We start from the raw sequence: 24,516 nt of genomic DNA on the forward strand, positions 1-24,516 counted from the left end.
TAGCAGCTTACTCAAGTAATGGGCGATAGCATGCCGCAAAGAGACGCGTTAACCCCTGTTAAGTCATCGATAACGCAAGAGGCGCTCACGCCCCTGCCCCTGGGTTTCTACAACCGCGATACGTTGGAAGTGGCCCGAGACCTGCTGGGCTGTTGGCTGGTGCGCCAGCTGGATGGCGAGCTGATGGCCGCGCGCATCGTGGAAACCGAGGCCTACCGCGGCTCGGAAGATTCCGCCTGCCACGCCCACCGGCGTAGAACCCCGCGCACCGAGGCGATGTTTGGCCCGCCCGGTCACGCCTACGTCTATTTGGTGTACGGCATGCACTGGCTGCTGAACGTGGTCACCCAGCCAGAAGGCAACCCCTGCGCGGTATTGATTCGCGCGGTGGAACCGGTGATTGGCGAGCCAGCCATGCGCGCATGGCGCAGCGTTGCGGGGCGCAACCTGTGTAACGGCCCCGGCAAACTCACCCGCGCGCTGCGTATCGACAACGCCCTCTACGGCCACGATATGACGCAGAACAGCGATCAAGCGAACGGGCTATGGATTACGTCTGGCGACCCGCCCAGCGCGATTGCCAGCGGCCCAAGAGTCGGCATCGATTACGCCCAACCCGCCGACCGCGACGCTCCTTGGCGGCTTTGGAGCGAAGGTAACCCGTGGGTCTCCAAAGCGCGTTAAGCGCCCTTCAGGCACGCAACCGCCTGCTCCAGCACCGGCGTTAGCGGCGCGCGCCACTGGTGAGTCAAAAACTCATCGGCGCGAGTCACGCCCAGCGAGAGCGATGCCACGGGCAGGCCCATGGCATGGGCATCCCGGCAGAAGCGGTAGCCGGAATAGACCATCAACGATGTCCCCACCGCCAGCACCGCATCGGCTTGCTGCAGCGCCGCCTGTGCTGCCAGCCGACGCGCCGGGGGCACCACATCGCCGTAATAGACCACCTGCGGTTTGAGGATGCCCTGGCAGCGCGGGCAATCCAGCACCTTGAAGGTGGAGAAATCGGTTTCCAGATCCGCATCGCCATCCGGCGCGTGGTGGGCGTCCAGCGCGGCAAAGGCGGGGTTCATAAGCGCCATTTCGCTGTGCATGGCGTGGCGCATCATTTGATAGCCGCAGGCCATACAGGCCACCACGTCCGCTCTGCCGTGAAGATCGATCACCTTTTTCGACCCCGCCCGCTGGTGCAGGCGGTCCACGTTTTGCGTGACCAGCAGCGCCACATGGCCCATGGCCTCAAGCTCTGCAAGCGCTCGGTGCGCCCCGCTCACCTGGGCTTCGCGCATGGCTTTGAAGCCCACCAGCGCCCGCGCCCAGTAACGCTGGCGTACGGCGAAGGAGCTCATGAAATCACCGTGCTGCACCGGCGGCGGTCGCTTCCACTGGCCATCGGCATCGCGGTAATCGGGAATCCCGCTGTCGGTACTCACCCCCGCCCCGGTAATCACCCAGAGTTTGGGGTGGCGTTTGATGAACGCGGCCAGCGCTTCTCCGGCCACCTGGCTACTCTCGCGTTTTTCTGAACTTTCCACGGCCTGCGTCAATGGATCACCCTAGGCAACACTGCGACAAGTCAACGATACTGTATGACAATATAAGCACATGCAATGTGCCCTCGATAGCGGAGTAAGGAGCCTCTCATGCAGTGGGATCACGAGATTATTATTGTCGGTGGCGGCATGGTGGGCGCGGCCCTGGCGGCACGGTTAGGCCAAGCGGGCATTTCCGTGGGGCTCGTCGAGCGCGGTAGCGCCCCCAAACCCGCCAGCGGCGACTACGACCTGCGTATTTCATCGCTCAACGCCCGCTCGCTCGCGTTCGTGAAAGCCAGCGGCACGATACTGCCCGGCGAGCGCTGCTGCCCGTTCCGGCATATTGATGTGGCCAATCAGGATGGCACCGGCCACTCCGTGTTCTCCGCCGAAGAGAGCGGCATGAACGACTTCGGTATCTTTATCGAAAACCGCGCCCTGCAATACGCCCTGTGGCAACGCTTGGAAGAGCTGCCCAGCGTGACCTGCTATACCCAGTGCGCACCGCTGAGCACCATGGCGGCCACCACCGCCCGCATGCTAGAGCTGGATAACGGCAAAACCCTAAGCGCCCGGCTGATCGTGGGGGCCGATGGTGCCCGCTCGACCCTGCGCGAGCTGGCAGGCATTGGCGTGACCAGCTACGACTACCACCAGCGGGCGATGATCATTAACGTCGAGACCGAGCTGCCACAGCAGGATGTTAGCTGGCAGTGCTTTACCCCCAAAGGGCCGATTGCCATGCTGCCGCTGCCCGGCCAGCGCGCCTCGCTGGTGTGGTACGACAGCGACGAAGCCACCAAAGCCCGCGAACAGCTCTCCGACAATGCACTCCAGCACGCCATCGAAACCACCTTCCCCCAACGCCTGGGCAAGCTCACCCGCATCGTGGCGCGGGCCAGTTTCCCGATCAAGCGCCAGCACGCCAAGCGCTACATCGGCAAACGCCTCGCGCTGATTGGCGACGCCGCCCACGTGGTGCACCCGCTGGCGGGGCAAGGATTGAACATCGGCCTGCACGACGCCGACACCCTGGCCGAGCTGATCATCAAAGGCCGCGACCCCGGCGACCACATCAGCCTGCACCGCTTCGAGTGCCAGCGCCGCCTCGCCAACCAAGCGATGATTGCCGCCACCGACAGCTTCCACCACCTGTTCACCGGCGCCAAACCGCTGCGCCAACTGGGCGACCTCAGCCTGCACTTGGCCGAGCGAGTGCCATTTGCTAAACGTATGATGATGCAGCAAGCCAATGGGTTGAATCCGTTTAAAATCGGCTAATGCCGACTGTCACAAAAGGGGCGAGGACGTCAGTGACTGACTAACCACGCCCTAACGCCCGCTGAACCGCCTGCTCCGCATGGATCTCAGTGGTATCGAACAGCGGCACGCTCGTATCCGCTTGCTGAATCAACAGACCAATCTCAGTACAGCCTAAAATCACGCCCTGCGCGCCGCGCTCAGCCAGCGAAGCGACGATCTCCAAATAGTCAGCTTTGGCATCTGCTTTTACCACGCCCAGGCACAGCTCTTGGTAAATCACCGAGTGCACGCGCTCGCGCTGTGGCTCGGTGGGCACCACCACCTCGATGCCATGGCGCTGAAGGCGCTCGATATAAAACGCCTGCTCCATGGTGAACCGCGTGCCGAGCAGCCCCACGCAGGTAATGCCCTGCTGTTGCAGCACCTGGGCCGTGGCATCGGCGATATGCAGCAGCGGAATGGAGACCGCCGCTTCCAGCGGCTCGGCCACCTTGTGCATGGTGTTGGTACACAGCACCATGAAATCGGCCCCTGCCGCCTCGACCGCTTTGCTCGCCGCCGCCAGTATCTCAGCGGTGGCCTGCCAGTTGCCCTGGTGCTGTAGCGCCTCTATCTCGGCAAAATCGACGCTGTACAGCACCACCTTGGCCGAATGCAGCCCGCCCAACGCCGTGCGCACATGCTGGTTGATGAGGCGATAGTAGGTCTGCGTGGATTCCCAGCTCATACCGCCGATTAAGCCGATGGTTTTCATAGAGTCGCGTTCACAGGTTGGGGCTTGGAAAAGGATAAGCTGAGAGTGCTACCCCGCCTTCAGGCGGGGCTTCTCACACATTAGCTGTTAGCGTTCTCTTCGGCCACCTGACGCAGCGCATCGACCAACACATCGGCGGGCTGGGCACCCGAGATCAGGTAGCGGCCATCGAGAATAAAGCCCGGCACCGCGCTCACCCCTGCGTCCATAAAGCGCTGTTCTGCCTCCCGCACTTCCTCCGTGTACTGGTCAGAGCGGGCAATGGCTTCAGCAGTGTCGCCGTCCAGCCCAACCTCAATGGCCTTCTCACGAAGCACCGCTGGGTCAGCGGGGTTTTTCGCTTCACCGAAGTAGGCCTCAAATAGAGCCAGCTGAAGTGCCGTTTCTTGGTGTTGCGTTCCGGCCCACGCCAGCACGCGGTGGGCAGCGAAGGTATTGTTCGCCCGACGTTCCAGGGCACCCCGGAAATTCAGTCCAAGCTCTTCAGCGGCGGCCATAATCTCGCGCTGGGACTGCTCCATGGTGGCCGCGTCTTTGCCATACTTGCGGCACAAGTGCTCCAGAATCGGCTCGCCTTCAGGCGGCATATCGCGGTTCAGCTCAAAAGGCTGCCAGACCAGCTCAACGTCGATCTCGCCCTTGAGTGTCTCTAGCGCCTGCTCCAAACGCCGATAACCAATGGCACACCACGGGCAGGCCACGTCGGAGACTAGGTCGATTCTTACCTTTTGCATCATGGAACTCCTCTTCGACATATTCCAACATTCGATCCAACTGACAGCATGGTACGTATATATAGTGAGTAACGGCAGTACCGATTACGGAGGCCACCATGGAAAAAGCCGCGTTAGCACTCATCGCCGTGTTGCTACTAAGCGGGTGCAGCAGCAACACCGCTTCATCTAGCGCGCCTGCTCCGGATACGGCAACCGAGCAACACCCGCCCCACCATCAGCTAACCGATCAATGGATTGGCCGATGGACCGGCGTAGAAGGATTATTTCTGGACATCCGCAAGGACTTACCTGCAGGCCCCGGCCACTATCTACTTGAAATGCAGTATGGCCTGGATGCTGATCAACGCGGCACCTTCGAAGGCCAAGCAACCGCCGAGGGTATTCGCTTCAACCGCGCGGACGGCCAACACTTGCTCCGAGCTGGCGATGGCGAAGCCACCGGCATGAAATGGCTATTGGAAAAGGAATACTGCCTGGTAGTTAAAACAGGTGAAGGCTACTGCCGCGACTGATCTACCCGGTGGGCTATCAAGACGTGGCACGGTGACATCGGCTATTCGTACGGCAGTTCAGTCAACTGGCCCGCCTTATCCAAACTGTATTCGCTAAAATCCCGCGCCAAGTAGAGCGCGCCTGAATAGACGCTTTGCGCCTCTTTGCGGATATCCTCAATGGAGGGCGAGGTATGGGAGATAAGCGGATAACGAGGGCTGAAATGGGTGAGCACTAGGTTGGGCAGCGTGACCCGCTCGGCAAATACCGCCACCTGCTTGCCGTAGCTATGCCCTACCTCACCGGCTTTCTCGGCCATCGCTTCGGTGTAGGTGGCCTCGTGAACCAGCACCTGTGCCCCAGCGCACGCCTGCGCCAACAGCTCGGGTTGGTCGTTGTCTCCGGCAATCACCACCTTTCTGGGGGCGTGTTTGAACAGCAGGTAATCCTGGCTGCGCAGTTGCTTGCCTTCGAATGTTATATCCACGCCCTGCTTCAACTGCCCCCACAATGGCCCTCTGGGAATGCCTTGCCGATCTAATGTATCCACGTCCAGAGCCGCCTCCACGTTGCGCTCGGTGAACGCATAGGCGTAGCACGGCACGCGATGGGAGAGCGCACTAGTTGCCACCGCCATGTTCTCGAATTCGACGCTGGGCAGGTCATCGGAGCAGATGAACTCTAGCGCGAAAGGCAAGCAGAGCTGCGTCACCTCGCACGTCGCCTCCAACCAAGTTTGAATACCCTTTGGTGCCACAAGGGTCAGCGGCGCGGTACGCCCGCCCATGGCCGCGCTCGCCAATATGCCCGGCAGCCCGTAGCAGTGGTCGCCGTGCACATGGGTAATCAAAATGGCCTTCAGCGAATGAAACGACAGCTTCGTATGCAATACCTGATGCTGGGTGCCCTCACCACAATCGATCAGGTACCAGCCCTTGCCCTTGCTCTCGCTCAGGGCGATCCCGGAAACGTTGCGTTGTTTGGTGGGCACACCGGCGGAAGTGCCGAGGAAGAGTAGGTTCATATCTGATTGGCGAGTCAACAATGAGCTTGAAGGGGTGGCGTTCGAAGCAACGAGACGTGCTTGAATGCGCATTGCCATGCGCATAAGATCAGACGATACATCAAGAGCCACCAGGAGACGACGATGGCCGAACTCTACGATGCAGCCGCACCAAAAAAAGCAGCGAATCTCTCCATCAATAGCGACTTGCTGCGCAGGACACGTGAATTTAACATTAACCTGTCTGCCACCCTGGAGCGAGCGCTGAAAGAAGAGCTTGCCAAATGCGAAGCGCAGCGATGGGTCGAAGAAAATCGAGCTGCGATAAAAAGTTATAACGATTCTGTCGAACGACACGGATGCTTTGGCGACGAATTCAGGGAGTTTTAATGGCACAGTTCGACGTATACGCCAATCCAAGCAAAACCAGCAAAGCGCACTACCCGCACCTTGTAGATGTTCAAAGCAGTTTGCTAAGCGAACTGGCCACTCGCATCGTCATCCCGCTGGGCAACCGTTCCGCCTTCGGCAACGACACCCTGCAAGAACTCACTCCTGAAATCAGCTTTGGCGATCAGGTGCTATTGCTGCTAACGCCACAGATTTCGTCGGTGCCTGAAAAACATCTACAGAATCCCATCGGCTCTCTCTCGCATGTTAGAGACCAAATTGTCGGGGCTCTGGACCTGGCGATCACTGGCTTTTAACACTGGCAGGATGCGGCAACCTCATGGAGGCAAAGCCGCCATGTCAAACGTTTATCAAGCGGCGTTAAATTCCAGTGGATGGAGGCCATCCAGATTAACCGTACTCCGCGCCACCCAGAGATCATGCATATCCTGCATCGCCAACCAGCTCTCAGGGCTACGTCCCAGCACTTTGGAAAGGCGCAGCGACATTTCCGGGCTAATGCCACTCTCTCCTTTGAGCAGTCGGGACAACGTGGACGGTGAAACGCCCAGACTCGAAGCAAGCTGACGAGAGCTAATGCCAAAGGGTTCCAGATACACTTCCCGAATAAATTCACCAGGATGCGGCGGATTATGCATCGTCATTAGTGATAATCCTCATAATCAAGAATGTAGGCGTTGCCGTCCTGAAATTCGAACGTCATACGCCAATTTCCGTTCACCCAAATCGACCATCGCCCTTTGTCTTTCTCTTTCAATGAGTGAAGCCTAAAGCCAGGGATGTCAATGATTCGCCCAGACTCTGACTTGAAGGTCTACCTGTACCGCGAAGCCGTGGACATACTGAAAATGATCACTTTCTTGCATCAAAAGCCCAAAAACAGCATGTCCAACGCGGCGGAGATTTCGTCCTGCTGCTCAGCAAGGTTACCAACACGAGAACGCAATTCGCCCTTGGGCACAGCAGCCATGTATTGAGTGGCCATGACGAAATCCTGACCTTCAATGCTAAAGACAGGATTCAACCGCTGGGCTGGGGACGGCGCAGAAGATTGGGGCAACAGAGGCACGACAACCCGAGTGTTCAAGCCGCTGAGAAGATCTGACTGAACGTCCAGCAGATAGCCGCCCCCACCCTCATTGTCGAAGATGTCGAAGCGGGCCATCAGAATTGACGGTGCCGCGCGAGAGGCAAACCGTTAGCTTCAACGTATGCGTTCGAGCTTGCCAGAGCTTTGGCATTCCCTGTCAGCCACTTCTCCTGTTTATGCCGTTTCACAGCCTCCGCGATCCCCGCCTCTGCGGACCGTGAGACATTGATACCCAGAGCTTTTGCCTCTTTGAGAAGGGCACTATCTAGCGACAGGTTGGTTGGCTTTCGGAGGGATTTCGTCACTTTAGGAGCAGGCATGGCTCAGTCCTCTTGGAGAACAATGCACCTACAATATGCGCATACCACTTGCACATCAAGCCTGCGCGAAGGTAAGACTTTTCGCGCTATAGACCACATGATGCGGCGGCGACATAACGCCCCGGCTTTAGGGCGGACTTGTAGCCGCGCAGCGGCGGAAAGGCCGTCCCAGCCCCGAAGGGGCGATAACAGCCGATTGTTATGTAATAGGGCGGGGTGCCAGCCGAACTGAATACACCCCTAAGATTTACAGCCTCGCCAGCGCCGCCGCTGCCACCATGGTTAGCAGGAACGCAACTGAAGGTGAAAATGACACGGACAAAACCGTGAACAAAGCACCGAAGGCACCTAAACGAAGATGCAAACTTGCTGAACCCGCTAAAGTGCGTCTCGCCATAGGCTCAACTCCTTTAACGACGCTCCAGTCTCATGTTGAGCCGGGAATGGAGCAGTTCAGACTTTGCTGCCTATTTAAGTTTAAAGTCCAGTCGACTCCGGTGGCAGCAACCCGACTGGTCGGTTGCCGGAACTTGACACTTTCAAGGTCCGATCATTCTTTACATAACAGTGCTTATACGGAACGCTACATAACCCCAATAAACCTGCCCGCTCATTCATTGAGGTTATGTAGCCTGCTCCATTGACTCTATCCCACTAATTCGCCAGAAAGCAAAGGGAAAATAGGCGGCATATCCAAAATTCGCATGCTGGCGCGTTTTGCTTTCCCCCCTGCGTACCGCAAGCAAAGCACTGCACGGCTGATTCTCCCAGCCAAACCCAGGCAAGAGGCAAGCCGCTAACCAATCCCCACCGCCACCAACTCCCCCTCAAACCACTGCTGTTTGAGGCCGCGCTGTTTTTCCAGCAGCGTGAGGTAAGGCCTTAGCGGATGTTGAGGCGGTAGGCTGACGTGGAGTTGGCGCAGCCGCCGTTGGTAGGGGAGCTGCCCGGTGGGCTGGTGCAGGGGGGTGGCGTGTTGGGTGAGCCACGCCATGTCGGGGAGCAGCAGGTGCGTGGCGCCGCTGTCCAGCGCGAGGGCAACGCCCTTGGCGTCGAAGTCGCCTGCGTAGAGATGCGGCCTGCGGGTTTTGCGCCATACCTCGGCCAGGTGGGCGAAGCCGCCGCCGTAGTGGCTGTCGCCTCGGTAGGCGATGAGCGGCTGGGCGTAGCCGCTGAGAGCGCTGATGTTCGGGTTGAAAGCGTAGAAGCTGTCGAGGTTTTCCACCTGCACCAGCGCGCCGAAGGCCCCCAACGTAAGGTGGCGAACGTCCACGTCGCGACTGCAGCGCGACTCGCTTGCAAGCCCTGGGGTGGGCTGGGGCGGCAGGTTGAGCAGTACGCGCCAGGCGCGGGGGCCTTCGCGGGTGGCCTTGTCTTCTTCCACGCCCTCTTTGGCTTGGGCGGCGCTGCTCAGGCCGCTGAGCGAGCGGCCCAGCGGGGCGAGGTGGGCGCTGGCCAGAACGCTATCGATCTGCGCTAGCAGCTCGGCATCGAAGCGCAGGGCCTGGCTGGAAAGCCGCATGCCGAGGTCAATATCCTGCTGGCGGCACCAGGCCACCACGTCTTCCACCCACTGGCGGCGGGGCTTCTCCACCGTGGGCTGGCGGTTGAGTTCCCGGGCCACGCCGTTGAGCCCTGCCCGTGCGCGGCTGGGCAGGTTCATACCGCCACCGCCAGGGCCACATCGTGAATCAACCTCAGGTCGTTATAGGCGCTGGCCTTGCTCTCTTCCTGATGAAGGCGGAAGGCCTGCTGCTCGCGGCGCGGCAGGCCCTGGTATTCGGCGATCACCTGAAACAGCCAGATTTCATCTGCCCACTCCAGGCCGCTCTCTTGCAGGTACGCCAGCGCGCTGATCGGTTCGGCAGGCGGCTGGTCGAGCACCGCGAGATAGAAGCATTCGACGTCCAGCTTGAGCGCCTGCTGGCGGGCGGCGGCGAGGCTCTCTTCGGCGAGCTGCACGGCGTTGGCCACGGCGACGTTTTGCGCGGCGTGGCGTGGGGCGGGCAGCTCGTGCAGCAGGTCGGCCAAAACGCGGGTATCCAGGGCGCGGTCTAGCGCCGGGGCGGCGGCGGGGTTGAGCGGCGCGGCGCGGTTGAACAGCACCGGCACTTCGCTGCGCTGGGCGTAGTTGCCGGGCACGAAGCCTGGGTGTTCGCGCAGGAAGGCGGCCATGCCGGTCATCAGGCGGCTGCGGGCCTGCTGCTTGCGGAAGCGGGCCATGAGTTCGATCAACCGCCGCTGCACTTCCCGCAGGCTGGTGTAGTGGTGGCTCAGGCGGTTCTGGAGCTGGCTGATGAGCAGCTTGCGCAGGCTGCCGTCGCTGCCCACCAGGGCGATCAGCTCGTCGAAGTCGATCAGCGCGAGGCCGTCGAGCAGGCGCACGATCTGCTTCTGGGCGCGGTCGTTCTCGCGGATCTTGTCGTTGAGCTGGCTGACGAAACCGAAGTCGCTGTTGAGCCGCTGCCACAGGCTATCGATGGCATCGGCAAAGCGGCCGTTGAGGTCGTCCACCTCTTGGCGCAGGCGCAGGAGCTGCTGCTCTTGGCGCCAGTGTTCGCCCTTGCTGCGGGCTTCCCGGTAGCTGTCGACCTGAGTGCGAATCAGCTCCAGGGTTTCGGCCACGTCGGCATTGACGTGGCGGCGGGTTTCGTCGGCGAGCATTTCGGCGATCAGGTCGCGCACCTTGGGCGAGAGTTTGACGCCGCTCTGCTCGTCGGGCCGCCACAGCACCCGGGCGGCCAGCAGCTTGCGCAGCGCGCCGTCGCTCAGGCCTTCCAGCGGTACGTCGTCGCGGGTGTAGGCCAGCATCAGCCGTTCGGCGTGCTTGCCCAGCAGCGCCAGGCGTTCCGCGCCGGTCTTGAGCAGGCGGCTCTCCAGCTCGCTCACGCCACTGCCCACCCCATTGCCCATACTTCTACTCACAGCAGGGCCTCCTGCGTGCCCGTGTCCTCGTCGGCGTCGATGGGCAGGTTCTCTTCGTCGCGGATGAAGCGCACCACGTCCACCAGGTAGTCCATCTTGCCGGTCACCACGAATACCTGGCGCTCGCTGTGGGGCTGCATCAGGTAACCGTGCTCTTTCAGCCGTTTGAAGATCTGCTTCACCTGGGCATCCAGCTGGTCGCTCTGGGAGCCAAAGAAGCTGTCTGTGGCCAGCCGCTCCAGGCGTTCGCGCAGGCTCTGGTTGTCTTCGCACTTGGCGCTGAACTCGGCGGGTTTGAGCACATCGCCAGGGGCGGCCAGGGCGTCGCGGCCCAGCGCTTCCTGCACCAGTTGCAGCCACTCCAGCATGGGCAGCAGACTGTTGAGGGTGTCGGCCAGCTGGCGGGAGAGCTGCTCCCGGGCGGTGTCGTTGAGCTGCCGCCAGGCCAGGAAGTAGACGCTAGCATCCTCGTTGCTGGCCAGCCGTCGATTGAGCGGGCGCAGGTAGGCGTCGATGGCCTCGCGGGTCTCTTCGTTGGCCAGGTGGCGGTAGGCGTTCTCTTCACTGATGGCGCAAATGAAGTCGCCAGCCAGCAGGCGCTCGAGCAGGGGGCCGTGTTCGATCATGCGCTCACCTCCTGTTGGCGCTGCTTGATTTTCTGCGCCAGCGCGCTGAGGCGCGGCTCGATACGCTTGAGCTGGCGCTGTTGCTGGGCGTCCCGTTCGATGAGGTAGCGGTTGGCGAACAGCAGCAGCACGTCGGATTCCGGATTGGGGAAGGCCCCGACGATATGGATGCGGTTGCTGTCGCAGGCATCGAACAGTTTTTCGACGTTGTGGTAGGCCAGGGTGCCGATCTCATCGATGGGCCAGTGGATGGCGATGTGCGCATCGCCCCGCAGGAGGCGGGTAAACGCCAGCAGGAACTTGCACAAAATCAGATACGCCATGCCATGGCTGGAGGACTCCAGCAACTGGCGGTCGTTCTTGATCACCAGATCGGTGCCGCCTTCGTTCAGGTGTAGCTCCAGGCGCAGCAGGCTTTCGAAGCTGTACTGCTGGTCGCTACGCAGCAAATCGATCACGTCGGCCAGGGCGTTGAGGTAGTCGTCGCTGGGCAGCGTCTGGCCCGACTCCCGCCACGCCTTGTAGCGCTGGGCGAACAGCTTGAGCGGCTCCCAGAAGCCTAGCTCGTCGATGGTGGACTGAATGCGCACTTCCGCTTTGCTGATGCCTTCCAGGCGCAGATCGTCGGCCACCTCTTCCGAGAGGCGGCGGCTCTGGGCGCTGATGCGCCGGTTCAAATCGCGGAAGACGATGAAGAACTTGTCCAGGTCGTCGCTGAGGTTGCGCCCTTCCTGAATCAACTGCTGCTGTTGATCCTCCAGCAGTTTGAGCATGCCGCGTAAAAGCGGCAGCAGTAGCCGTGGGCTGTCGCTGGGCAGCTTGTCGCGTTCGCTCTGCAGGGCATCGGCAAAGCCGCTGCTGGCGTCCTTGATCAGTTGGCTTTCCACCTCCAGGCAGCCACGCCGCAGCTGCTCTAGCTGCTGGTGGCGGCTGGTCAGCGCTTGGCGGGTACGTTCGATGCGTTCGTCCACATCGCCCACGCTAGCTTCCGCTGGCGCACCTTCGACCACCAGCTCCAGGCCGTCCAACTGATTGAGCAGCGGCGTGAGGGTGTCCAGGGTGCCCCGGGCGCTATCGCGCTGGGCCTTCAGGCCGTTCACTGCCTGCTGGTGGGCCTCTCTGGCAGCGTGGAAGGCGTTTTTCAGATGCGCTTTATCGCGTTTGAGCTGCTGGTCGCGCTGGGCCAGTTCGGCCTCTTCCGCTACCAGCTGCGGTTTGTGCTGGCCCCACTCGATGCGCATGAAGCGCTGGTACTCGGCCAGTTCTTCCTGGCGGGCGGCGGTTTTACGAATGCGCTCGTTCTGCGCTTCCAGGCGAGTTCGGGTGGCCTTGAGCTGGGCGGGGTCGACGCCCTGCTCGGCCAGTTCCTGGCTGAAGGCTTCTTCCAGCTCGGCGCGCTGGCGCTGGTGTTCGGCGTTGGCATCGCTGAGCTGCTGTTTATAGGTGCGTAACTGGGCATCCAGGCCATCGAGCTGGCTCTGGGCGTCGGCCTTGAGTTCCAGCAGCTGGCCCTGGTGTGTCTCGGCCAGCTCGGCCAGGGCGTCGCGCTTCTCGTCGCGCAGCTCGGTTTGGGCCTGCTCCTGGCGGGCCAGGGCGGCTTCGATGTGGGCGCGGCGGGCTTTCTGGCTCTCCGCGTGGCGGGCCTGCTGCTGGCGGCGCGCTTCCAGGGCGTATTCCACCTCCTGCTCGGCGCGCTGGTGGGCCAGGCGGGCGGTGTCCTGAGCGTCATCGGCCTGCTGTACCCGCTCGTTGTGCTGCTTGAGGGCCTTTTCAGCGGCGGTGCAGGCGCTCTGGGCGCGGGCCTTGGCGCTCTCGGCCTCTTCGATGGCGGCCAGCAGGCTGGCTTCGTCCTGAGCATAGTCGGGCAGCGCAATGGCGGAAAGATCCAGTGTCAGGCCGAACAGGTCGTCGCTGGCACTTTCCGCTAGCTGTGGGGCGAGGTCGCGGCGCTCCAGCAGTTCCGGGGCGATCACCTTGCCAAGCTGCTGTTCCCAGCCGGGGCGGTGGTAGCGCAAAAAGTGGCGCAGGCTGCCCTGCTCGGGGGTCTGCTGCTGGTAAAGGGTGTAGCAGTGCTGCTCGGCGCGCTCCCGCTGCTGGCGGCACTGCACGAGATGCTGTTCGGCGGTGTCGCGCTCGCGCTTGTGGGCGTCCAGCTCTCGGCGCAGCGCTTCCAGGGTGACCCCCGCCGTACTGCGGGCCTGCTGGGCGTCGTCCAGCCGCGCCTGGGCCAGCTCGGCCTCCTGGGCTTCTTCGCGGGTTTGGCTGGGCATGGCCAGCTGGGCCTTCAGCTCGGCCAACTGCTCGACGCCTAGCTCCAGCTGGGCCTGATACTCGCTCTCCAGCCGCTGGCGGGCCTGCTGGTAGCGCTCGTTGTGCTGCTGTTCGGTTTGCCACTGCTGCTCGCGGCGCTCGGCTTTCTCCTCCACCAGCGCGTCGATCAGTTCCTGGTTCTCTTGAGTCTGGCGGGCGAGGTTTTCAGAGAGTTCGCGCAGTCGGCCATCCAGGCGCGCCTGGCTTTCCTTAACTGCGTCCTGCATCACTTGCAGGTGTTGCTGCAGCTGGTCGAGCTGTTCGCGCCACTGGGGCAGCGCGTTGATGTCCCGCTCCAGGCCGGGCATGTCGGCATCGGCGTACTGCTCGAAGCGGGTTTGCAGATCGTTGAGGCGACGCTGAGTATGCTGCAGGTCGCTTGCCACTTCGCTGTGCTGGTCGTTGAGCGTATCCCGCCGTTCGCCGTAGGCCTGCTCTTCGGCCTGAAACTCCCGCTGGTGGCGGTTGAGCTCACCTTCCAGGTCGGCGACCTGCCGCTGGGCCTGTTCGCGGTCGGCGGCCAGCTGGGGTTTGAGTTGCCACAGGGTGGTGTCGAGCTCGGCCAGCTCGCGGTCGATGCCGGAGAGTTTGACCAACGCGGCCTGCAGCGGCTCCAGGCGCATGGATTGGCGCATCTGGTGAATCCACTCGCGGGCCTTGGCACTGCGAATGCGGGTAACCGGCAGCTCGACGCCGTCCTCTTCGAAAATCGCCGCCAGCATGGTCTTGAGGGTGTCCATCTTGCCCTCTTTGGCGTGCACCGCCGAGACCAGCTTTTCGATATGGCGAATGCGCCGCTCGGGGTTGACCAGGCTGAACTGGGCGGCGATCTGGCGCAGCTTCAGGCCATCGCGGCTGTTGCCGTGGAGCTGGGTAAAGTCGTTCTGAATCACCGAGCGGAACTCGGAGGTGGCCCCCAGCTTGGGCGACATCGGCGTGCCGCTGCGGCGCAGCCCGCTGGCCCACTGGGTGTAGTCCAGCGCCAACGGGCCCTGCTCGGTGTCGACCAGGTAGTCTTCCGGGCGGTAAGGCGCGCCGACGAAGCGATACTCCACGCCGCCTTCCTGCTTGCGGGTCAGCACCGCCTGGCACACGTTACCCGCTTCGCGGCGGTATTCGTATACCAGGTAGCTGTTGCGATGGGGCAGATAGAACGCATCGAATTTCATGCGGGTTTTCGGCACCACCTTGTTGGGCAGCTCGCCGTAAAACACCGGCACCAGCCGCTGGAGCGTGGTTTTACCCGACGCGTTGGTGCCGCAAATATTGGTGTGGCCGTCCACACTGAGTTCGACCACGCCGTTCAGGTGGCCGTGAATCATCACGATGCGTAGCAGATGCGCCATGCCGTGTCCTTGATCGTTTAACGTCCGAAAACGCTATCTTGCCAGACACCTCCAGCGCTTGTCTTACTCTTCTCTAACGTGCGGGGGTCATCTCCAGGTCGCTATCAACGGCGTGCTCGCAACCCCTCAAAAAAGCTCACCGCGTTGGCTTCCAGCCCTTCCAGGTAGTAGCCGCCTTCCTGCACGACCAGGGTGGGTACGTTCAGGCTGGCGATCCTTTGGCCAAGTTCTGCAAACCCGGCGGTAGAGACGGCCACTTTGGCTTGAGGGTCGCGCTCATAGATATCGAACCCCAGCGCCAGCACCAGCGCGTCGGGCTCGAACAGGCGAATGGCCTGGCAAGCTTCCGCCAAGCGGTCGAAAAACACCGCTTCTTTTGAGCCGTGCGGCATGGGCAGATTGAGGTTGTAGCCCAGCCCTGCTCCTTCCCCGCGCTCCTCTTCGAAACCGGAGACCGCCGGGTAGAAGTTGGTGGTATCGCCATGGATGGAGATATAGAGCACATCGTCGCGCTGGTAGAAGATCTCCTGTATGCCCTGACCGTGGTGCATGTCCGGGTCGAGCACGACGATGCGCGGAAACCGCGAGGTAAGGTGTTGCGCCGCAATGGCGGCATTGTTGAGAAAGCAGAAACCACCCGCAGAGTCGATGCCCGCGTGGTGGCCCGGTGGGCGTGATAATGCATAGACAAACCGATCTCCAGCCAGCAACGCCTCGGCACCCGCCACGGCACTTTGCGCCGACCAGAACGCCGACTGCCAAGTGTGCTGCCCCACTGGCGCGCTGCCATCAGCCAAGTAGCGCGCCGCTTCGGCCAGGATGCCGCGCAGGGCGTTAGGCGAACGCACGAAGATATTGGAGATCACCTCCTCCCCCCAATCTTCGCCCACCGCCTGCCAGCGCCGATGGGCGCTTTCCAGAAAACGCAGATAGGGCAGCGAGTGCACGGCCCTGATCGGCCCCACGCCGTGATCCGCAGGGCTCCGAATATCAAAGCCCAGCCGCTTGGCAGCGGCCAGCAAATGCATGGCGCGTTCGGGCACTTCTTGAGGCGTGCGCATTTTGCCCCGGGAGAAGTAGGTCTGCGGATGATGAAGCGCCTGATCCGCGTGAAAGTACGTCTTCATGGTAAGGGGGCTCCGCTGTCGCTCACCCCTTTCACCACGAAATCGCGGGCGACGCCGATGTGGTAATCGATGGCATCGCGGCACGTGGCCGCCTGGCCACTGGCTAGGGCATCCAGCAGCTTGAAATGACTGGTGGCGATGGTGTCGGGGGCTTCGTGGGTCTTGGTGATGAGCGTGATACAGAGCCGCAGCTCGTGGGTCAGGTTATCGAAAGCGCGCAGCAGCCGCTCGTTGCCTGCGTAGTGCAACATGAGGCGGTGAAACTGCAGGTCTTCCTCGATACGGCGCGTCCCGTCGTTACTGGCGGCCGCCTCGCACAACACCTCTACTTGTTGCTTCAATGCGCGCTCAGCCTCGCCGCTGTAACGCTCGGCCAAACGCTGGATGGCGTGTCGCTCCAAGCACAGCCTCAGATCGAAGACGTCTTCCAGTTCAACGGCATTCAACGCCCGGACGAAAAACCCTCGCCGTGGTTTCGAGATCAGCAGGCCGCGACTCTCCAGCAAACGTGCTGCTTCACGAACAGGTGCACGACTCACGCCCAGGTCCTTGGAAAGCTGGACTTCTGACAGGCGCTCGCCGGGTAAAAAGTGCTGCTGAATAATCGCTTGCGTTAAGTAATCGGCCACCTGCTCGACAAGGTTATGCTGCTGAATGTAGGTATTGGGTGCTGCTAGCGGAGGGGCCATAAAGTGCACTCTCGATCATTCATATACTGCTCAGTATGACAAAAAAGGGCTCTTTGTCGACGGCCGATTGACGACTGTCGACAGTTTAACCAAGCGCTGCTATGGTCAAAGAGGACCTCCAACAAACATCACAATCGGTCTCAACCGTCACGCCTCGCTCGCCTAACGACGACGTAAACACATTACGTGCTAATAACCGAGGAGCAGGAAACATGAAGACACCACTGGCTTTGGCCATTACCGCTGCAGCGCTTGCCCTTTCCACCGCCGCCACGGCACAAGAGCCCCAATCGGGCGGCACCATCGATACGATCATTCAGCCTGAACCGCCGGGCTTGGTGTTGGGCATGATTCAAAACGCCCCTACCCGCACCGTCGCGGGCAATATCTATGAGGGGCTACTGCGTTACACCACGGATTTAGAACCCATGCCGCAGTTGGCCGAGTCGTGGGAGGTCAGTGACGATGGGCGCACCTACACGTTTCATCTTCGGGAAGACGTGACCTGGCACGACGGTGAACCCTTCACCGCCGATGACGTAGTGTTCTCCGCCGATGTTTTCCACCGTGAGTTGAATCCCAGCGCGCGGGCCGTGTTACAGCATGTGGAAAGCATCGAGGCCACCGACGACCACACGGTGGTATTCACACTGACGGAGCCATTTGGGCCTTTCCTGATCTCGTTCGAGGCGGGCACATTCACCATGGTGCCCGAGCACCTCTACGCGGGCACCGACTTCCGTAATAACGAGCATAACGACCACCCGATTGGCACGGGCCCGTTCAAGTTTGCCAACTGGGAGCGCGGCACCGTCATCGAGCTGGTCAAAAATGACGACTACTATGAAGAGGGGCTGCCCTATCTGGATGGCGTCAACTGGCACGTGATTCCCGATGGCGGCTCCCGCGCGGTGGCGTTCGAAAACGGTACCATCGATGTCTTGCCCAGCGGCACCGTGGAAAACTTCGATATTCCGCGCCTTTCGGCCATGGATAACGTCTGTATGACCGAAGAGGGCCACGAGTACTTCAGCCCCTTCGCCATGCTATGGATGAATAACCGCGAAGGCCCGACCGCCGACAAACGCTTCCGCCAAGCGGTCATGTACGCCATGGATCGCGAGTTTGCCAAGGACGTGCTGTGGAACGGCCTGGGCAACGTACCGCTCTCGGCGTTTGGCTCTAACGCGCGTTTCCAACACGACGACCTGGAGCCCTACGATCACAACCCTGAGCGTGCCCGCGAGCTGCTCGACGAAATGGGCTACGACGGGGAGGAGATCACCATCCTACCGCTGCCCTACGGCGAGACCTGGACCCGTTGGGCCGAAGCCGTGCAACAAAATCTGCGTGAAGTGGGTATCAACGTCAGCACCCAAGCCACCGACGTGGGCGGCTGGAACCAACGCCTGGGCGATTGGGAGTACGACCTGGCCTTTACCTACCTCTATCAGTATGGCGATCCGGCACTGGGGATTTCACGCACTTACCTGTCCGACAACATCGCCAAGGGCTCGCCCTGGAATAACGTCGAAGGCTATGAAAACGAGCGCGTAGACGAACTTTTCAACGCGGCCGCCACCGCCTTCCCCGATGAAGAGCGTGAAGCGCTGTACCACGAAGTACAGGAAATTTTGCATGAGGATGTCCCGGTCGGCTGGCTGATGGAACTGGGTTTCCCGACGCTGTACCGCTGTGATGTGAAAAACCTCGTCACCTCGGGCGTGGGAGTTAACGACGGCTTTAAAGATGCTTGGTTAGATCGCTAGGCCAGGCCACCCAGGTAGCGCGAGCTGCCTGGTTTTTTTTTAGCTATCGCTCGTTAGCTATGTCTCGAAGGTATCCTTCAGGAAACGACTTATGGTTTATGCGCGCCTCGTTCTGATGCGGCTGTTCAAAGCCGTGATTGTGCTGTTTCTCATCGTTATTTTTAACTTTTTACTGATTCAAATGGCCCCCGGGGACCCGGCCGCCATTCTGGCGGGCGAAGCCGGTGCCGCCGACCAGGAGTTTCTCGACCAGTTACGCGAGCGCTTCGGGCTCGACCAGCCGATGTACGTGCAGCTTTGGCGCTATGTGTCAGGTATCGCCATGCTCGATTTCGGCTACTCCTATCGGCTGGGCGTGCCGGTGTTCGATCTGATCATGGATCGCTTACCTGCCACCTTGCTGCTGACCGGCACCGCCTTCGTACTCTCGCTGGTGTTGGGCATCGTGGCCGGCTCCATGGCGGCCGCCCGTGTCAAGAAACCGTCCGGCTCGCTGATCATGGCGTTAGCGCTGGTGTTCTACGCCACGCCGCTGTTTTGGGTGGCGCTGATGTCGGTGGTGGTGTTCTCGGTTTACCTGGGCTGGCTGCCCGCCTACGGGCTGTATACCGTGGGCGCGGGCCACACAGGGTTTGCGCTGGTGCTCGATGTGGCTAAGCACTTGGTGCTCCCCGCCACTACGCTGGCGCTATTTTTTATGGCGATTTATACCCGCATGACGCGCACCTCCATGCTGGATGCCGCTCAGCAGGATTATGTCAAAACGGCGCGGGCCAAAGGGCTCAAGCCGGGGGTCATTCAGCGCCGCCACGTGCTGCGCAACGCTCTGCTTCCCATCATCACGCTGGCGGGCCTGCAGGCCGGGCAAATGGTGGGCGGGGCGATCCTAACCGAAACCGTGTTTGCCTGGCCCGGTATCGGCCGCCTGATGTTCGAAGCGCTGCAGCAGCGGGACTACAACCTGCTACTGGGCATTTTCTTCTTCTCGGCGGCGCTGGTCATCGTCTTCAACATCATCACCGACGTGGTGTATCGCCTGGCCGATCCGCGTATCAAGGGGGCGTCATGAGCCTTTTCGCACGCTTTGCGCAGAACCGTGGGGCCCTCGTGGGGCTGGTCATTCTGCTGCTGATGATTGCCATGGCGGTGCTGGCCCCCGTGCTGTTTCCTGAATCGCCCTGGCGCATGGTGCAGCGGCCTTTTTTGCCGCCGTTCTCCCAGGAGGGCTTTTTGCTGGGCACCGACACCATGGGCCGTAACGTGGCGGCGGGCCTGATGCACGGCGCGTGGGTCTCGCTATTGATCGGGCTGGTATCCACCTGCGTTGCTTTATTGATTGGCGTGCCGCTTGGGGCCATTGCCGGTTACTACGGGGGCTTGGTCGATGACGCGCTGATGCGCTTTACCGAGTTCTTCCAGACGATTCCCAACTTTGCGCTGGCCATCGTGCTGGTGGCGATCATGCAGCCCAGCGTCACCTCGATCGTCCTGGCGATTGCGATTGTCAGCTGGCCGCCGGTGGCGCGTTTGGTGCGCGCGGAGTTCATGTCGCTGCGCAACCGCGAGTATGTCGAAGCCGCCCGCTTGGTGGGCCAATCCAATAGCACGATCATTCTGCGCCAGATTCTGCCCAACACGTTATCGCCGATTATCGTGCTTGCCTCGCTGATGGTGGCCACCGCGATCCTGCTGGAGTCGGCGCTGTCATTTCTCGGTTTGGGCGATCCCAACGTGATGTCCTGGGGCTACATGATTGGGGCGGCGCGAACGGTCATTCGTCAGGCGTGGTGGCTAAGCTTCTTCCCTGGTTTGGCCATCCTCCTGACGGTGCTCGCGCTCAACCTGGTGGGCGAAGGACTCGACGACGCCCTTAACCCGAAACTTTCCCGCGAACGCTAGGAGCTCGCCATGACGGATGTCACTACAGAAACGGTCCTTAGCATTCGCGAACTGAGCATTGCCCTCCCGAAAGGGGCCGACCGTGCACTCGCGGTCGAGGGCGTGAGCTACGAGGTCATGCGCGGTGAAATCATGTGCGTGGTGGGTGAATCGGGCTCCGGCAAGTCGATGGCGGCGAACGCCATCATGGGCCTGCTGCCCAAAGGCGTGAATGCCACCCAGGGCGAGGTACTGTTCGAAGGGCAGGATCTGCTCGCTATGACGGAAAAGCAGCACCGCACCCTGCGCGGGTTGAAAATCGGCATGATTTTCCAAGAGCCGATGACCGCCCTGAACCCGCTGATGCGCGTCGGCGCACAGATTGCCGAAGTATTCGAAGCCCACGGTCAGCTTACCCCCAAGGAGCGCCAGGCCCGCGCACTAGAACTGCTCATCGAAGTCGGTATTCCGCAGCCGGAGAAAGCCATTCGCGCCTACCCGTTCGAGCTTTCCGGCGGCCAGCGCCAGCGGGTGATGATCGCCATGGCGCTGGCGCTGGAGCCCACGCTGCTGATTGCCGATGAGCCCACCACGGCGCTGGATGTCACCACCCAGGCGCAGATTCTGGCGCTGATTCGCGACCTGCAGCAGCGGCGCGGCATGGCCGTGATGTTCATCACCCACGATTTTGGCGTGGTGGCCGAGATTGCCAGCCGCGTGTGCGTGATGCGCCACGGTAAAATCGTCGAACTGGGCGACGCCCGCTCGGTGCTGGAGAACCCTCAAGACGCCTACACCCAGGCGCTGATTGCGGCCATTCCCAGTAATGCGGTGCCGCCCCACCGCGACACCGACCAGGTCGCGCCGCTGCTGGAAATCAAGGGGCTGCAAAAAGTGTTCCGCTCGCGAGGCGGCTGGTTCAAGCCTGCCCGCGAGGTACATGCGCTGAATGACGTATCGCTCACGCTCGCCCGGGGGGAAACCGTGGGTATCGTGGGCGAATCCGGCTCGGGGAAATCGACTCTGGGCCGCTGCGTGGTGCGCCTGGAGCATCCGGATAGCGGCGAGCTGCTGCTGGACGGCGTCAACCTCTCGCAGCTAAAAGGCGACGCGCTGCGCCGCGAGCGCCACCGGGTGCAGATGATCTTCCAAGACCCCTACGCCTCGCTCAACCCACGCACTAAGGTGGGCATGGCGATTGCCCAAGGGCCGATGGCCAACGGCACGCCGAAGGCCGCCGCACTGAAACAGGCAGGAGAGTTGCTCGATATGGTGGGCCTGGGCGCCAGCGCCGTGGAGCGCTACCCCCACGAATTTTCCGGCGGCCAGCGCCAGCGAATCGGCATCGCCCGAGCGCTGGCGCTCAACCCGGAACTGATCGTCGCCGACGAAGCCGTCTCCGCCCTCGACGTCTCCATTCAAGCCCAGGTGCTGGAACTGCTGGAGGAATTGAAACAGCGCCTATCGCTTTCGCTGCTATTCATTACCCACGACCTGCGCGTCGCCGCTCAGCTGTGTGACCGCATCGTGGTGATGCAACACGGCCGTATCGTCGAGCAAGGCAGCGCCGAGCAGATTTTTCTCGCCCCGCGTGAGGCGTATACCCAAGACCTGCTCGACGCCATTCCAGGCCGCGAAGCGCCCGTGGCAGCCACCGCGTGATTGACGAAATGGACACGATAGGCGAAGGAACACACATGCAAATACCCCTGAAAACGCTGCGTGCCATCGTCGGCGCGCCTCATGTATTGACCGGCGACGATGTGAGCAGTCGGCGTGAGGATTGGATGACCGGCGCCCCCTGCCAAGCAGGCGCTATCGTTCGGCCGGCGGATACAGAACAGCTCTCGGCGGTGATGCACGCCTGCCATGAGTCAAGGCAGCCAATCGTGACTCACGGCGGTTTGACGGGGCTGGTGCACGGCGCCGAAGCATGCCCCGACGAGCTGGTGATTTCCCTCGAACGCATGACGGCCATCGAAGAGATAGACCGCGTGGGCGGGACGCTGACCGTGCAGGCGGGGGCACCGCTGCAGCGGGTGCAGGAAGCCGCCAGAGAGGTAGGCCTGCAGTTCCCGTTGGATTTGGGCGCGCGGGGCAGTTGCACCATCGGGGGCAATATCGCCACCAACGCCGGGGGCGTGCGGGTGATTCGTTACGGCATGATGCGCCAACAGGTGCTGGGGCTAGAGGCCGTCATGGCCGACGGCCGGGTGGTCAGCTCCATGAACCGGATGCTGAAGAACAACGCCGGGTTCGATTTAAAGCAGCTCTTCATCGGCAGCGAAGGCACGCTAGGGATCGTTACCCGCGCCGTGCTACGCTTGCAGCCCCCGACGCCTTTTGAACAAACCGCAATGGTGGCCTGCCCCTCCTTCGACGCACTGACGGGGCTGCTCAGCCAGATGGGGAAAGCGCTGGGCGGCAGTTTGGGTGCTTTCGAAGTCATGTGGCAGAACCACTACCACTTGCTGACGGAAACGCTTGGCCGCCACGCTCCACCGATTGCTCCTGAGCACCCTTTCTATGTGATCATCGAATCGCTAGGCAGCGATGCCGAGCGTAACGCTACCCAGTTTCGTGAAGCCTTGGAAAGCTTGCTAGAGAGCGGGCTGATCGTCGATGCTGTCTTGGCGCAGTCGAGCACCCAGCGCGACGGCCTATGGGCAATACGCGAGGATATCGAAGGCCTGGTCAAAGGCCTTGCCCCCGTATTGACCTTCGATGTCAGCCTGCCGATTGCCGAGATGCAGCGCTATACCGATGCGCTGGAAGCGCAGTTGACCAAGCGCTGGCCCGACGCACGACTGGTGGTGTTTGGCCATTTAGGTGATGGCAACCTGCATATTTCCGTAAGCGCGGGCAGTGCCGAGCTGCCGGTTCGGCGCGAGGTAGAGGCCATGGTTTATCAACCGCTGGCCGCACTGGGCGGCTCGGTCTCTGCCGAGCACGGTATCGGCCTGGAGAAACGTCCCTGGCTAAGCACCTGCCGCTCTACCGAGGAAATCGAACTGATGCAGACGCTGAAGCACGCGCTTGACCCACACCGACTACTGAATCGCGGTAAGATTTTAAGCTAACCACTTTTATATTTAGGATTCGCCCATGTCCTCGCATACAACGCCCCGCTACCCCGCGCACCTGACCGGCGAAGGCCCCCACAACCCTTTCCCGGGTATCAAAGTATTGGAGCGGAAACTTGGCCGGGAGCTTCCCCATCGGCTGGGCTCTAACGAGGGGTTAGACATGCCGCACCGCGCCCTGCGGGAGCACTTTGGCGACGCGGTGGCACAGCACGTGTACTGCTATGGCGATGCCGAGGCCTTGGGAGTGCGCCAGCGCTTGAGCGCGCAGCAGAACATTCCGCTGGAGCATCTGCTGGTGGATGCCGGTGCCGATAGTCTGATCGCCCTGGCGCTGCGCACTACCTGCACGGCGGGCGATGCGGTGGTGAGCACCGCAGGCACCTACCCTACCTTCGGTTACTTCGCCCAGGGCCAGGGCTGCCACTTGATCGAGCCCAGCTACCGTGAAGCCCCCGGCGTGCTCGCCCCGGATTTAGAAGCGCTGGCAGCCGCCGCCCATCAAGAAGAGGCGCGGTTGGTGTATTTGGCGAACCCCGATAACCCCAGCGGTCACCTGCATAGCGATAGCGCGATTCTCAAGCTGCGCGAGGCACTGCCGGAAGCGTGCTGGCTGCTGCTGGACGAGGCCTACGGCGATTTTCGTGACGACGCGGGCAGCGAGTTTCTCGGCCAGGCGCTGCCGGGCGTGATTCGCCTGCGTACGCTCTCCAAGGCGCACGGCCTGGCCGGGATGCGTATTGGCTACGCGATTGCCGAGCCCAACGTGCTGGCGATGATGATGAAAGTGCGTATTCACTACGCAGTGTCGTCGTTCACCCAGGCGGCGGCTGAAGTCGTGCTCGATCACCCCGACGAAGTACGCCAGCACATCGAAGCGGTGAAAGCCCGCCGCGAGCAGCTGGCGCTGCACTTTATCGGCCTGGGGGCCGACGTGCTGCCCAGCGCGACGAACTTCGTCGGCATTCGGCTACCCAGCGCGGAGTTGGCGGCGGCGGTGCATCAGGAGCTGTTGGCCGAGGGCGTGCTGGTAGCCCGCCTCGCCCACCCGGAATTGGCCAACGTGATCCGGATTACAGCGGTCGAAGACGCGTTAGCGCCCGGCAGATTGGCCACGCTGGAAAAAGCGCTTCAGCAGCACGGCTAGCGCCGTTTGCC

General features: G+C 61.6%; 25 protein-coding genes. 11 read left to right on the plus strand and 14 right to left on the minus strand.

Annotated elements, in window-relative coordinates:
* The first annotated feature begins 30 nt into the window (after positions 1 to 30).
* Entirely contained in the window at positions 31 to 684 is a 654-nt protein-coding gene (locus MHM37_RS02520) for a DNA-3-methyladenine glycosylase (protein WP_153842130.1), read from the plus strand.
* Here MHM37_RS02520 and MHM37_RS02525 read toward each other — a convergent pair.
* Entirely contained in the window at positions 681 to 1,535 is an 855-nt protein-coding gene (locus MHM37_RS02525; RefSeq protein WP_239295858.1) for an NAD-dependent protein deacetylase, read from the minus strand. The genes MHM37_RS02520 and MHM37_RS02525 overlap by 4 nt on opposite strands.
* 108 nt (positions 1,536 to 1,643) lie before the next feature.
* Here MHM37_RS02525 and MHM37_RS02530 point away from each other — a divergent pair, with 108 nt between their 5' ends.
* Entirely contained in the window at positions 1,644 to 2,816 is a 1,173-nt protein-coding gene (locus tag MHM37_RS02530; RefSeq protein WP_239295857.1) for a UbiH/UbiF/VisC/COQ6 family ubiquinone biosynthesis hydroxylase, read from the plus strand.
* Between the two features lie 40 nt (positions 2,817 to 2,856).
* On the opposite strand, the gene MHM37_RS02535 is transcribed toward MHM37_RS02530, so the two are convergent.
* Both MHM37_RS02535 and MHM37_RS02540 read right to left on the minus strand, forming a co-directional pair.
* Positions 2,857 to 3,552, minus strand: a complete 696-nt coding sequence (locus tag MHM37_RS02535; RefSeq protein ID WP_239295856.1) for an aspartate/glutamate racemase family protein — start codon at positions 3,550 to 3,552, stop codon at positions 2,857 to 2,859.
* An 80-nt stretch (positions 3,553 to 3,632) separates the two neighbouring features.
* On the minus strand, positions 3,633 to 4,286 hold the full coding sequence (locus tag MHM37_RS02540; RefSeq protein ID WP_159343704.1) for a DsbA family oxidoreductase: 654 nt from the start codon (positions 4,284 to 4,286) through the stop codon (positions 3,633 to 3,635).
* Between the two features lie 98 nt (positions 4,287 to 4,384).
* Here MHM37_RS02540 and MHM37_RS02545 point away from each other — a divergent pair, with 98 nt between their 5' ends.
* Positions 4,385 to 4,801: a hypothetical protein gene (locus MHM37_RS02545; protein WP_239295855.1), complete on the plus strand. Its 417-nt coding sequence runs from the start codon at positions 4,385 to 4,387 to the stop codon at positions 4,799 to 4,801.
* Positions 4,802 to 4,842: 41 nt separating this feature from the next.
* Here MHM37_RS02545 and MHM37_RS02550 read toward each other — a convergent pair whose 3' ends face one another.
* A complete protein-coding gene (locus MHM37_RS02550) occupies positions 4,843 to 5,805 on the minus strand; it encodes a ribonuclease Z (RefSeq protein ID WP_239295854.1) in 963 nt (320 codons plus the stop codon).
* 123 nt (positions 5,806 to 5,928) lie between these two features.
* On the opposite strand from MHM37_RS02550, the gene MHM37_RS02555 reads away from it, so the two are divergent.
* Both MHM37_RS02555 and MHM37_RS02560 read left to right on the plus strand, forming a co-directional pair.
* Positions 5,929 to 6,174 carry a type II toxin-antitoxin system CcdA family antitoxin gene (locus MHM37_RS02555; RefSeq protein ID WP_239295853.1) on the plus strand — a complete coding sequence of 82 codons (246 nt, stop codon included), beginning with the start codon at positions 5,929 to 5,931 and terminating at the stop codon, positions 6,172 to 6,174.
* The gene (locus tag MHM37_RS02560; protein WP_239295852.1) at positions 6,174 to 6,491 is read left to right on the plus strand and encodes a CcdB family protein; all 318 of its coding nucleotides are present in this window, start codon (positions 6,174 to 6,176) and stop codon (positions 6,489 to 6,491) included. The genes MHM37_RS02555 and MHM37_RS02560 overlap by 1 nt, the downstream gene beginning before the upstream one ends.
* Positions 6,492 to 6,545: 54 nt before the next feature.
* Here the strand turns inward: MHM37_RS02560 and MHM37_RS02565 are convergent, their stop codons facing one another.
* The 10 genes from MHM37_RS02565 to MHM37_RS02610 all read right to left on the minus strand — a co-directional run bounded on the left by MHM37_RS02565 (position 6,546) and on the right by MHM37_RS02610 (position 16,628).
* Entirely contained in the window at positions 6,546 to 6,839 is a 294-nt protein-coding gene (locus MHM37_RS02565; RefSeq protein WP_096922277.1) for a HigA family addiction module antitoxin, read from the minus strand.
* On the minus strand, positions 6,839 to 6,952 hold the full coding sequence (locus MHM37_RS02570; protein ID WP_232710862.1) for a type II toxin-antitoxin system RelE/ParE family toxin: 114 nt from the start codon (positions 6,950 to 6,952) through the stop codon (positions 6,839 to 6,841). The genes MHM37_RS02565 and MHM37_RS02570 overlap by 1 nt, the downstream gene beginning before the upstream one ends.
* A 108-nt stretch (positions 6,953 to 7,060) precedes the next feature.
* Complete coding sequence (locus MHM37_RS02575) at positions 7,061 to 7,360, minus strand: CcdB family protein (protein ID WP_081136534.1); 300 nt, start codon at positions 7,358 to 7,360, stop codon at positions 7,061 to 7,063.
* Entirely contained in the window at positions 7,360 to 7,605 is a 246-nt protein-coding gene (locus tag MHM37_RS02580) for a type II toxin-antitoxin system CcdA family antitoxin (RefSeq protein ID WP_239295851.1), read from the minus strand. Before MHM37_RS02580 ends, MHM37_RS02575 begins: the two co-directional genes overlap by 1 nt.
* A gap of 796 nt (positions 7,606 to 8,401) precedes the next feature.
* Complete coding sequence (locus tag MHM37_RS02585; protein ID WP_239295850.1) at positions 8,402 to 9,268, minus strand: hypothetical protein; 867 nt, start codon at positions 9,266 to 9,268, stop codon at positions 8,402 to 8,404.
* Complete coding sequence (locus MHM37_RS02590; protein WP_239295909.1) at positions 9,265 to 10,518, minus strand: hypothetical protein; 1,254 nt, start codon at positions 10,516 to 10,518, stop codon at positions 9,265 to 9,267. Before MHM37_RS02590 ends, MHM37_RS02585 begins: the two co-directional genes overlap by 4 nt.
* Positions 10,519 to 10,526: 8 nt before the next feature.
* The gene (locus MHM37_RS02595) at positions 10,527 to 11,156 is read right to left on the minus strand and encodes a hypothetical protein (RefSeq protein ID WP_081195295.1); all 630 of its coding nucleotides are present in this window, start codon (positions 11,154 to 11,156) and stop codon (positions 10,527 to 10,529) included.
* A complete protein-coding gene (locus tag MHM37_RS02600) occupies positions 11,153 to 14,812 on the minus strand; it encodes an ATP-binding protein (protein ID WP_239295849.1) in 3,660 nt (1,219 codons plus the stop codon). Before MHM37_RS02600 ends, MHM37_RS02595 begins: the two co-directional genes overlap by 4 nt.
* Positions 14,813 to 14,916: 104 nt before the next feature.
* Positions 14,917 to 15,939 carry a histone deacetylase family protein gene (locus MHM37_RS02605; protein WP_239295848.1) on the minus strand — a complete coding sequence of 341 codons (1,023 nt, stop codon included), beginning with the start codon at positions 15,937 to 15,939 and terminating at the stop codon, positions 14,917 to 14,919.
* Positions 15,936 to 16,628, minus strand: a complete 693-nt coding sequence (locus MHM37_RS02610; RefSeq protein WP_062373147.1) for a GntR family transcriptional regulator — start codon at positions 16,626 to 16,628, stop codon at positions 15,936 to 15,938. The genes MHM37_RS02605 and MHM37_RS02610 overlap by 4 nt, the downstream gene beginning before the upstream one ends.
* Before the next feature lie 212 nt (positions 16,629 to 16,840).
* Here MHM37_RS02610 and MHM37_RS02615 point away from each other — a divergent pair, with 212 nt between their 5' ends.
* From MHM37_RS02615 to MHM37_RS02640, 6 genes are all read left to right on the plus strand, one after another.
* Positions 16,841 to 18,397: an ABC transporter substrate-binding protein gene (locus MHM37_RS02615; RefSeq protein ID WP_239295847.1), complete on the plus strand. Its 1,557-nt coding sequence runs from the start codon at positions 16,841 to 16,843 to the stop codon at positions 18,395 to 18,397.
* A 91-nt stretch (positions 18,398 to 18,488) separates the two neighbouring features.
* Complete coding sequence (locus MHM37_RS02620) at positions 18,489 to 19,466, plus strand: ABC transporter permease (protein WP_139525078.1); 978 nt, start codon at positions 18,489 to 18,491, stop codon at positions 19,464 to 19,466.
* Positions 19,463 to 20,296, plus strand: coding sequence for an ABC transporter permease (locus MHM37_RS02625; protein WP_153843997.1), 834 nt, complete (start codon positions 19,463 to 19,465; stop codon positions 20,294 to 20,296). Before MHM37_RS02620 ends, MHM37_RS02625 begins: the two co-directional genes overlap by 4 nt.
* 9 nt (positions 20,297 to 20,305) lie before the next feature.
* Entirely contained in the window at positions 20,306 to 21,937 is a 1,632-nt protein-coding gene (locus MHM37_RS02630; RefSeq protein WP_239295846.1) for an ABC transporter ATP-binding protein, read from the plus strand.
* Between the two features lie 35 nt (positions 21,938 to 21,972).
* On the plus strand, positions 21,973 to 23,355 hold the full coding sequence (locus tag MHM37_RS02635) for an FAD-binding oxidoreductase (protein ID WP_239295845.1): 1,383 nt from the start codon (positions 21,973 to 21,975) through the stop codon (positions 23,353 to 23,355).
* Between the two features lie 25 nt (positions 23,356 to 23,380).
* Complete coding sequence (locus tag MHM37_RS02640; protein ID WP_239295844.1) at positions 23,381 to 24,505, plus strand: histidinol-phosphate transaminase; 1,125 nt, start codon at positions 23,381 to 23,383, stop codon at positions 24,503 to 24,505.
* Positions 24,506 to 24,516 lie beyond the last annotated feature (11 nt).

This window comes from Halomonas sp. MMH1-48 (genome assembly GCF_022348105.1).
Classification (GTDB): Bacteria; Pseudomonadota; Gammaproteobacteria; order Pseudomonadales; family Halomonadaceae; genus Vreelandella; species Vreelandella piezotolerans.

What these genes read in the sequence shown, in the direction of transcription:
- MHM37_RS02520 (WP_153842130.1), top strand. Translation starts at nt 31, where the DNA reads ATGCCGCAAAGAGACGCGTTAACCCCTGTTAAGTCATCGATAACGCAA.
- MHM37_RS02530 (WP_239295857.1), top strand. Translation starts at nt 1,644, where the DNA reads ATGCAGTGGGATCACGAGATTATTATTGTCGGTGGCGGCATGGTGGGC.
- MHM37_RS02535 (WP_239295856.1), bottom strand. Translation starts at nt 3,552, where the DNA reads ATGAAAACCATCGGCTTAATCGGCGGTATGAGCTGGGAATCCACGCAG.
- MHM37_RS02540 (WP_159343704.1), bottom strand. Translation starts at nt 4,286, where the DNA reads ATGCAAAAGGTAAGAATCGACCTAGTCTCCGACGTGGCCTGCCCGTGG.
- MHM37_RS02545 (WP_239295855.1), top strand. Translation starts at nt 4,385, where the DNA reads ATGGAAAAAGCCGCGTTAGCACTCATCGCCGTGTTGCTACTAAGCGGG.
- MHM37_RS02550 (WP_239295854.1), bottom strand. Translation starts at nt 5,805, where the DNA reads ATGAACCTACTCTTCCTCGGCACTTCCGCCGGTGTGCCCACCAAACAA.
- MHM37_RS02555 (WP_239295853.1), top strand. Translation starts at nt 5,929, where the DNA reads ATGGCCGAACTCTACGATGCAGCCGCACCAAAAAAAGCAGCGAATCTC.
- MHM37_RS02560 (WP_239295852.1), top strand. Translation starts at nt 6,174, where the DNA reads ATGGCACAGTTCGACGTATACGCCAATCCAAGCAAAACCAGCAAAGCG.
- MHM37_RS02565 (WP_096922277.1), bottom strand. Translation starts at nt 6,839, where the DNA reads ATGACGATGCATAATCCGCCGCATCCTGGTGAATTTATTCGGGAAGTG.
- MHM37_RS02575 (WP_081136534.1), bottom strand. Translation starts at nt 7,360, where the DNA reads ATGGCCCGCTTCGACATCTTCGACAATGAGGGTGGGGGCGGCTATCTG.
- MHM37_RS02580 (WP_239295851.1), bottom strand. Translation starts at nt 7,605, where the DNA reads ATGCCTGCTCCTAAAGTGACGAAATCCCTCCGAAAGCCAACCAACCTG.
- MHM37_RS02585 (WP_239295850.1), bottom strand. Translation starts at nt 9,268, where the DNA reads ATGAACCTGCCCAGCCGCGCACGGGCAGGGCTCAACGGCGTGGCCCGG.
- MHM37_RS02590 (WP_239295909.1), bottom strand. Translation starts at nt 10,518, where the DNA reads ATGGGCAATGGGGTGGGCAGTGGCGTGAGCGAGCTGGAGAGCCGCCTG.
- MHM37_RS02595 (WP_081195295.1), bottom strand. Translation starts at nt 11,156, where the DNA reads ATGATCGAACACGGCCCCCTGCTCGAGCGCCTGCTGGCTGGCGACTTC.
- MHM37_RS02600 (WP_239295849.1), bottom strand. Translation starts at nt 14,812, where the DNA reads ATGGCGCATCTGCTACGCATCGTGATGATTCACGGCCACCTGAACGGC.
- MHM37_RS02605 (WP_239295848.1), bottom strand. Translation starts at nt 15,939, where the DNA reads ATGAAGACGTACTTTCACGCGGATCAGGCGCTTCATCATCCGCAGACC.
- MHM37_RS02610 (WP_062373147.1), bottom strand. Translation starts at nt 16,628, where the DNA reads ATGGCCCCTCCGCTAGCAGCACCCAATACCTACATTCAGCAGCATAAC.
- MHM37_RS02615 (WP_239295847.1), top strand. Translation starts at nt 16,841, where the DNA reads ATGAAGACACCACTGGCTTTGGCCATTACCGCTGCAGCGCTTGCCCTT.
- MHM37_RS02620 (WP_139525078.1), top strand. Translation starts at nt 18,489, where the DNA reads ATGGTTTATGCGCGCCTCGTTCTGATGCGGCTGTTCAAAGCCGTGATT.
- MHM37_RS02625 (WP_153843997.1), top strand. Translation starts at nt 19,463, where the DNA reads ATGAGCCTTTTCGCACGCTTTGCGCAGAACCGTGGGGCCCTCGTGGGG.
- MHM37_RS02630 (WP_239295846.1), top strand. Translation starts at nt 20,306, where the DNA reads ATGACGGATGTCACTACAGAAACGGTCCTTAGCATTCGCGAACTGAGC.
- MHM37_RS02635 (WP_239295845.1), top strand. Translation starts at nt 21,973, where the DNA reads ATGCAAATACCCCTGAAAACGCTGCGTGCCATCGTCGGCGCGCCTCAT.
- MHM37_RS02640 (WP_239295844.1), top strand. Translation starts at nt 23,381, where the DNA reads ATGTCCTCGCATACAACGCCCCGCTACCCCGCGCACCTGACCGGCGAA.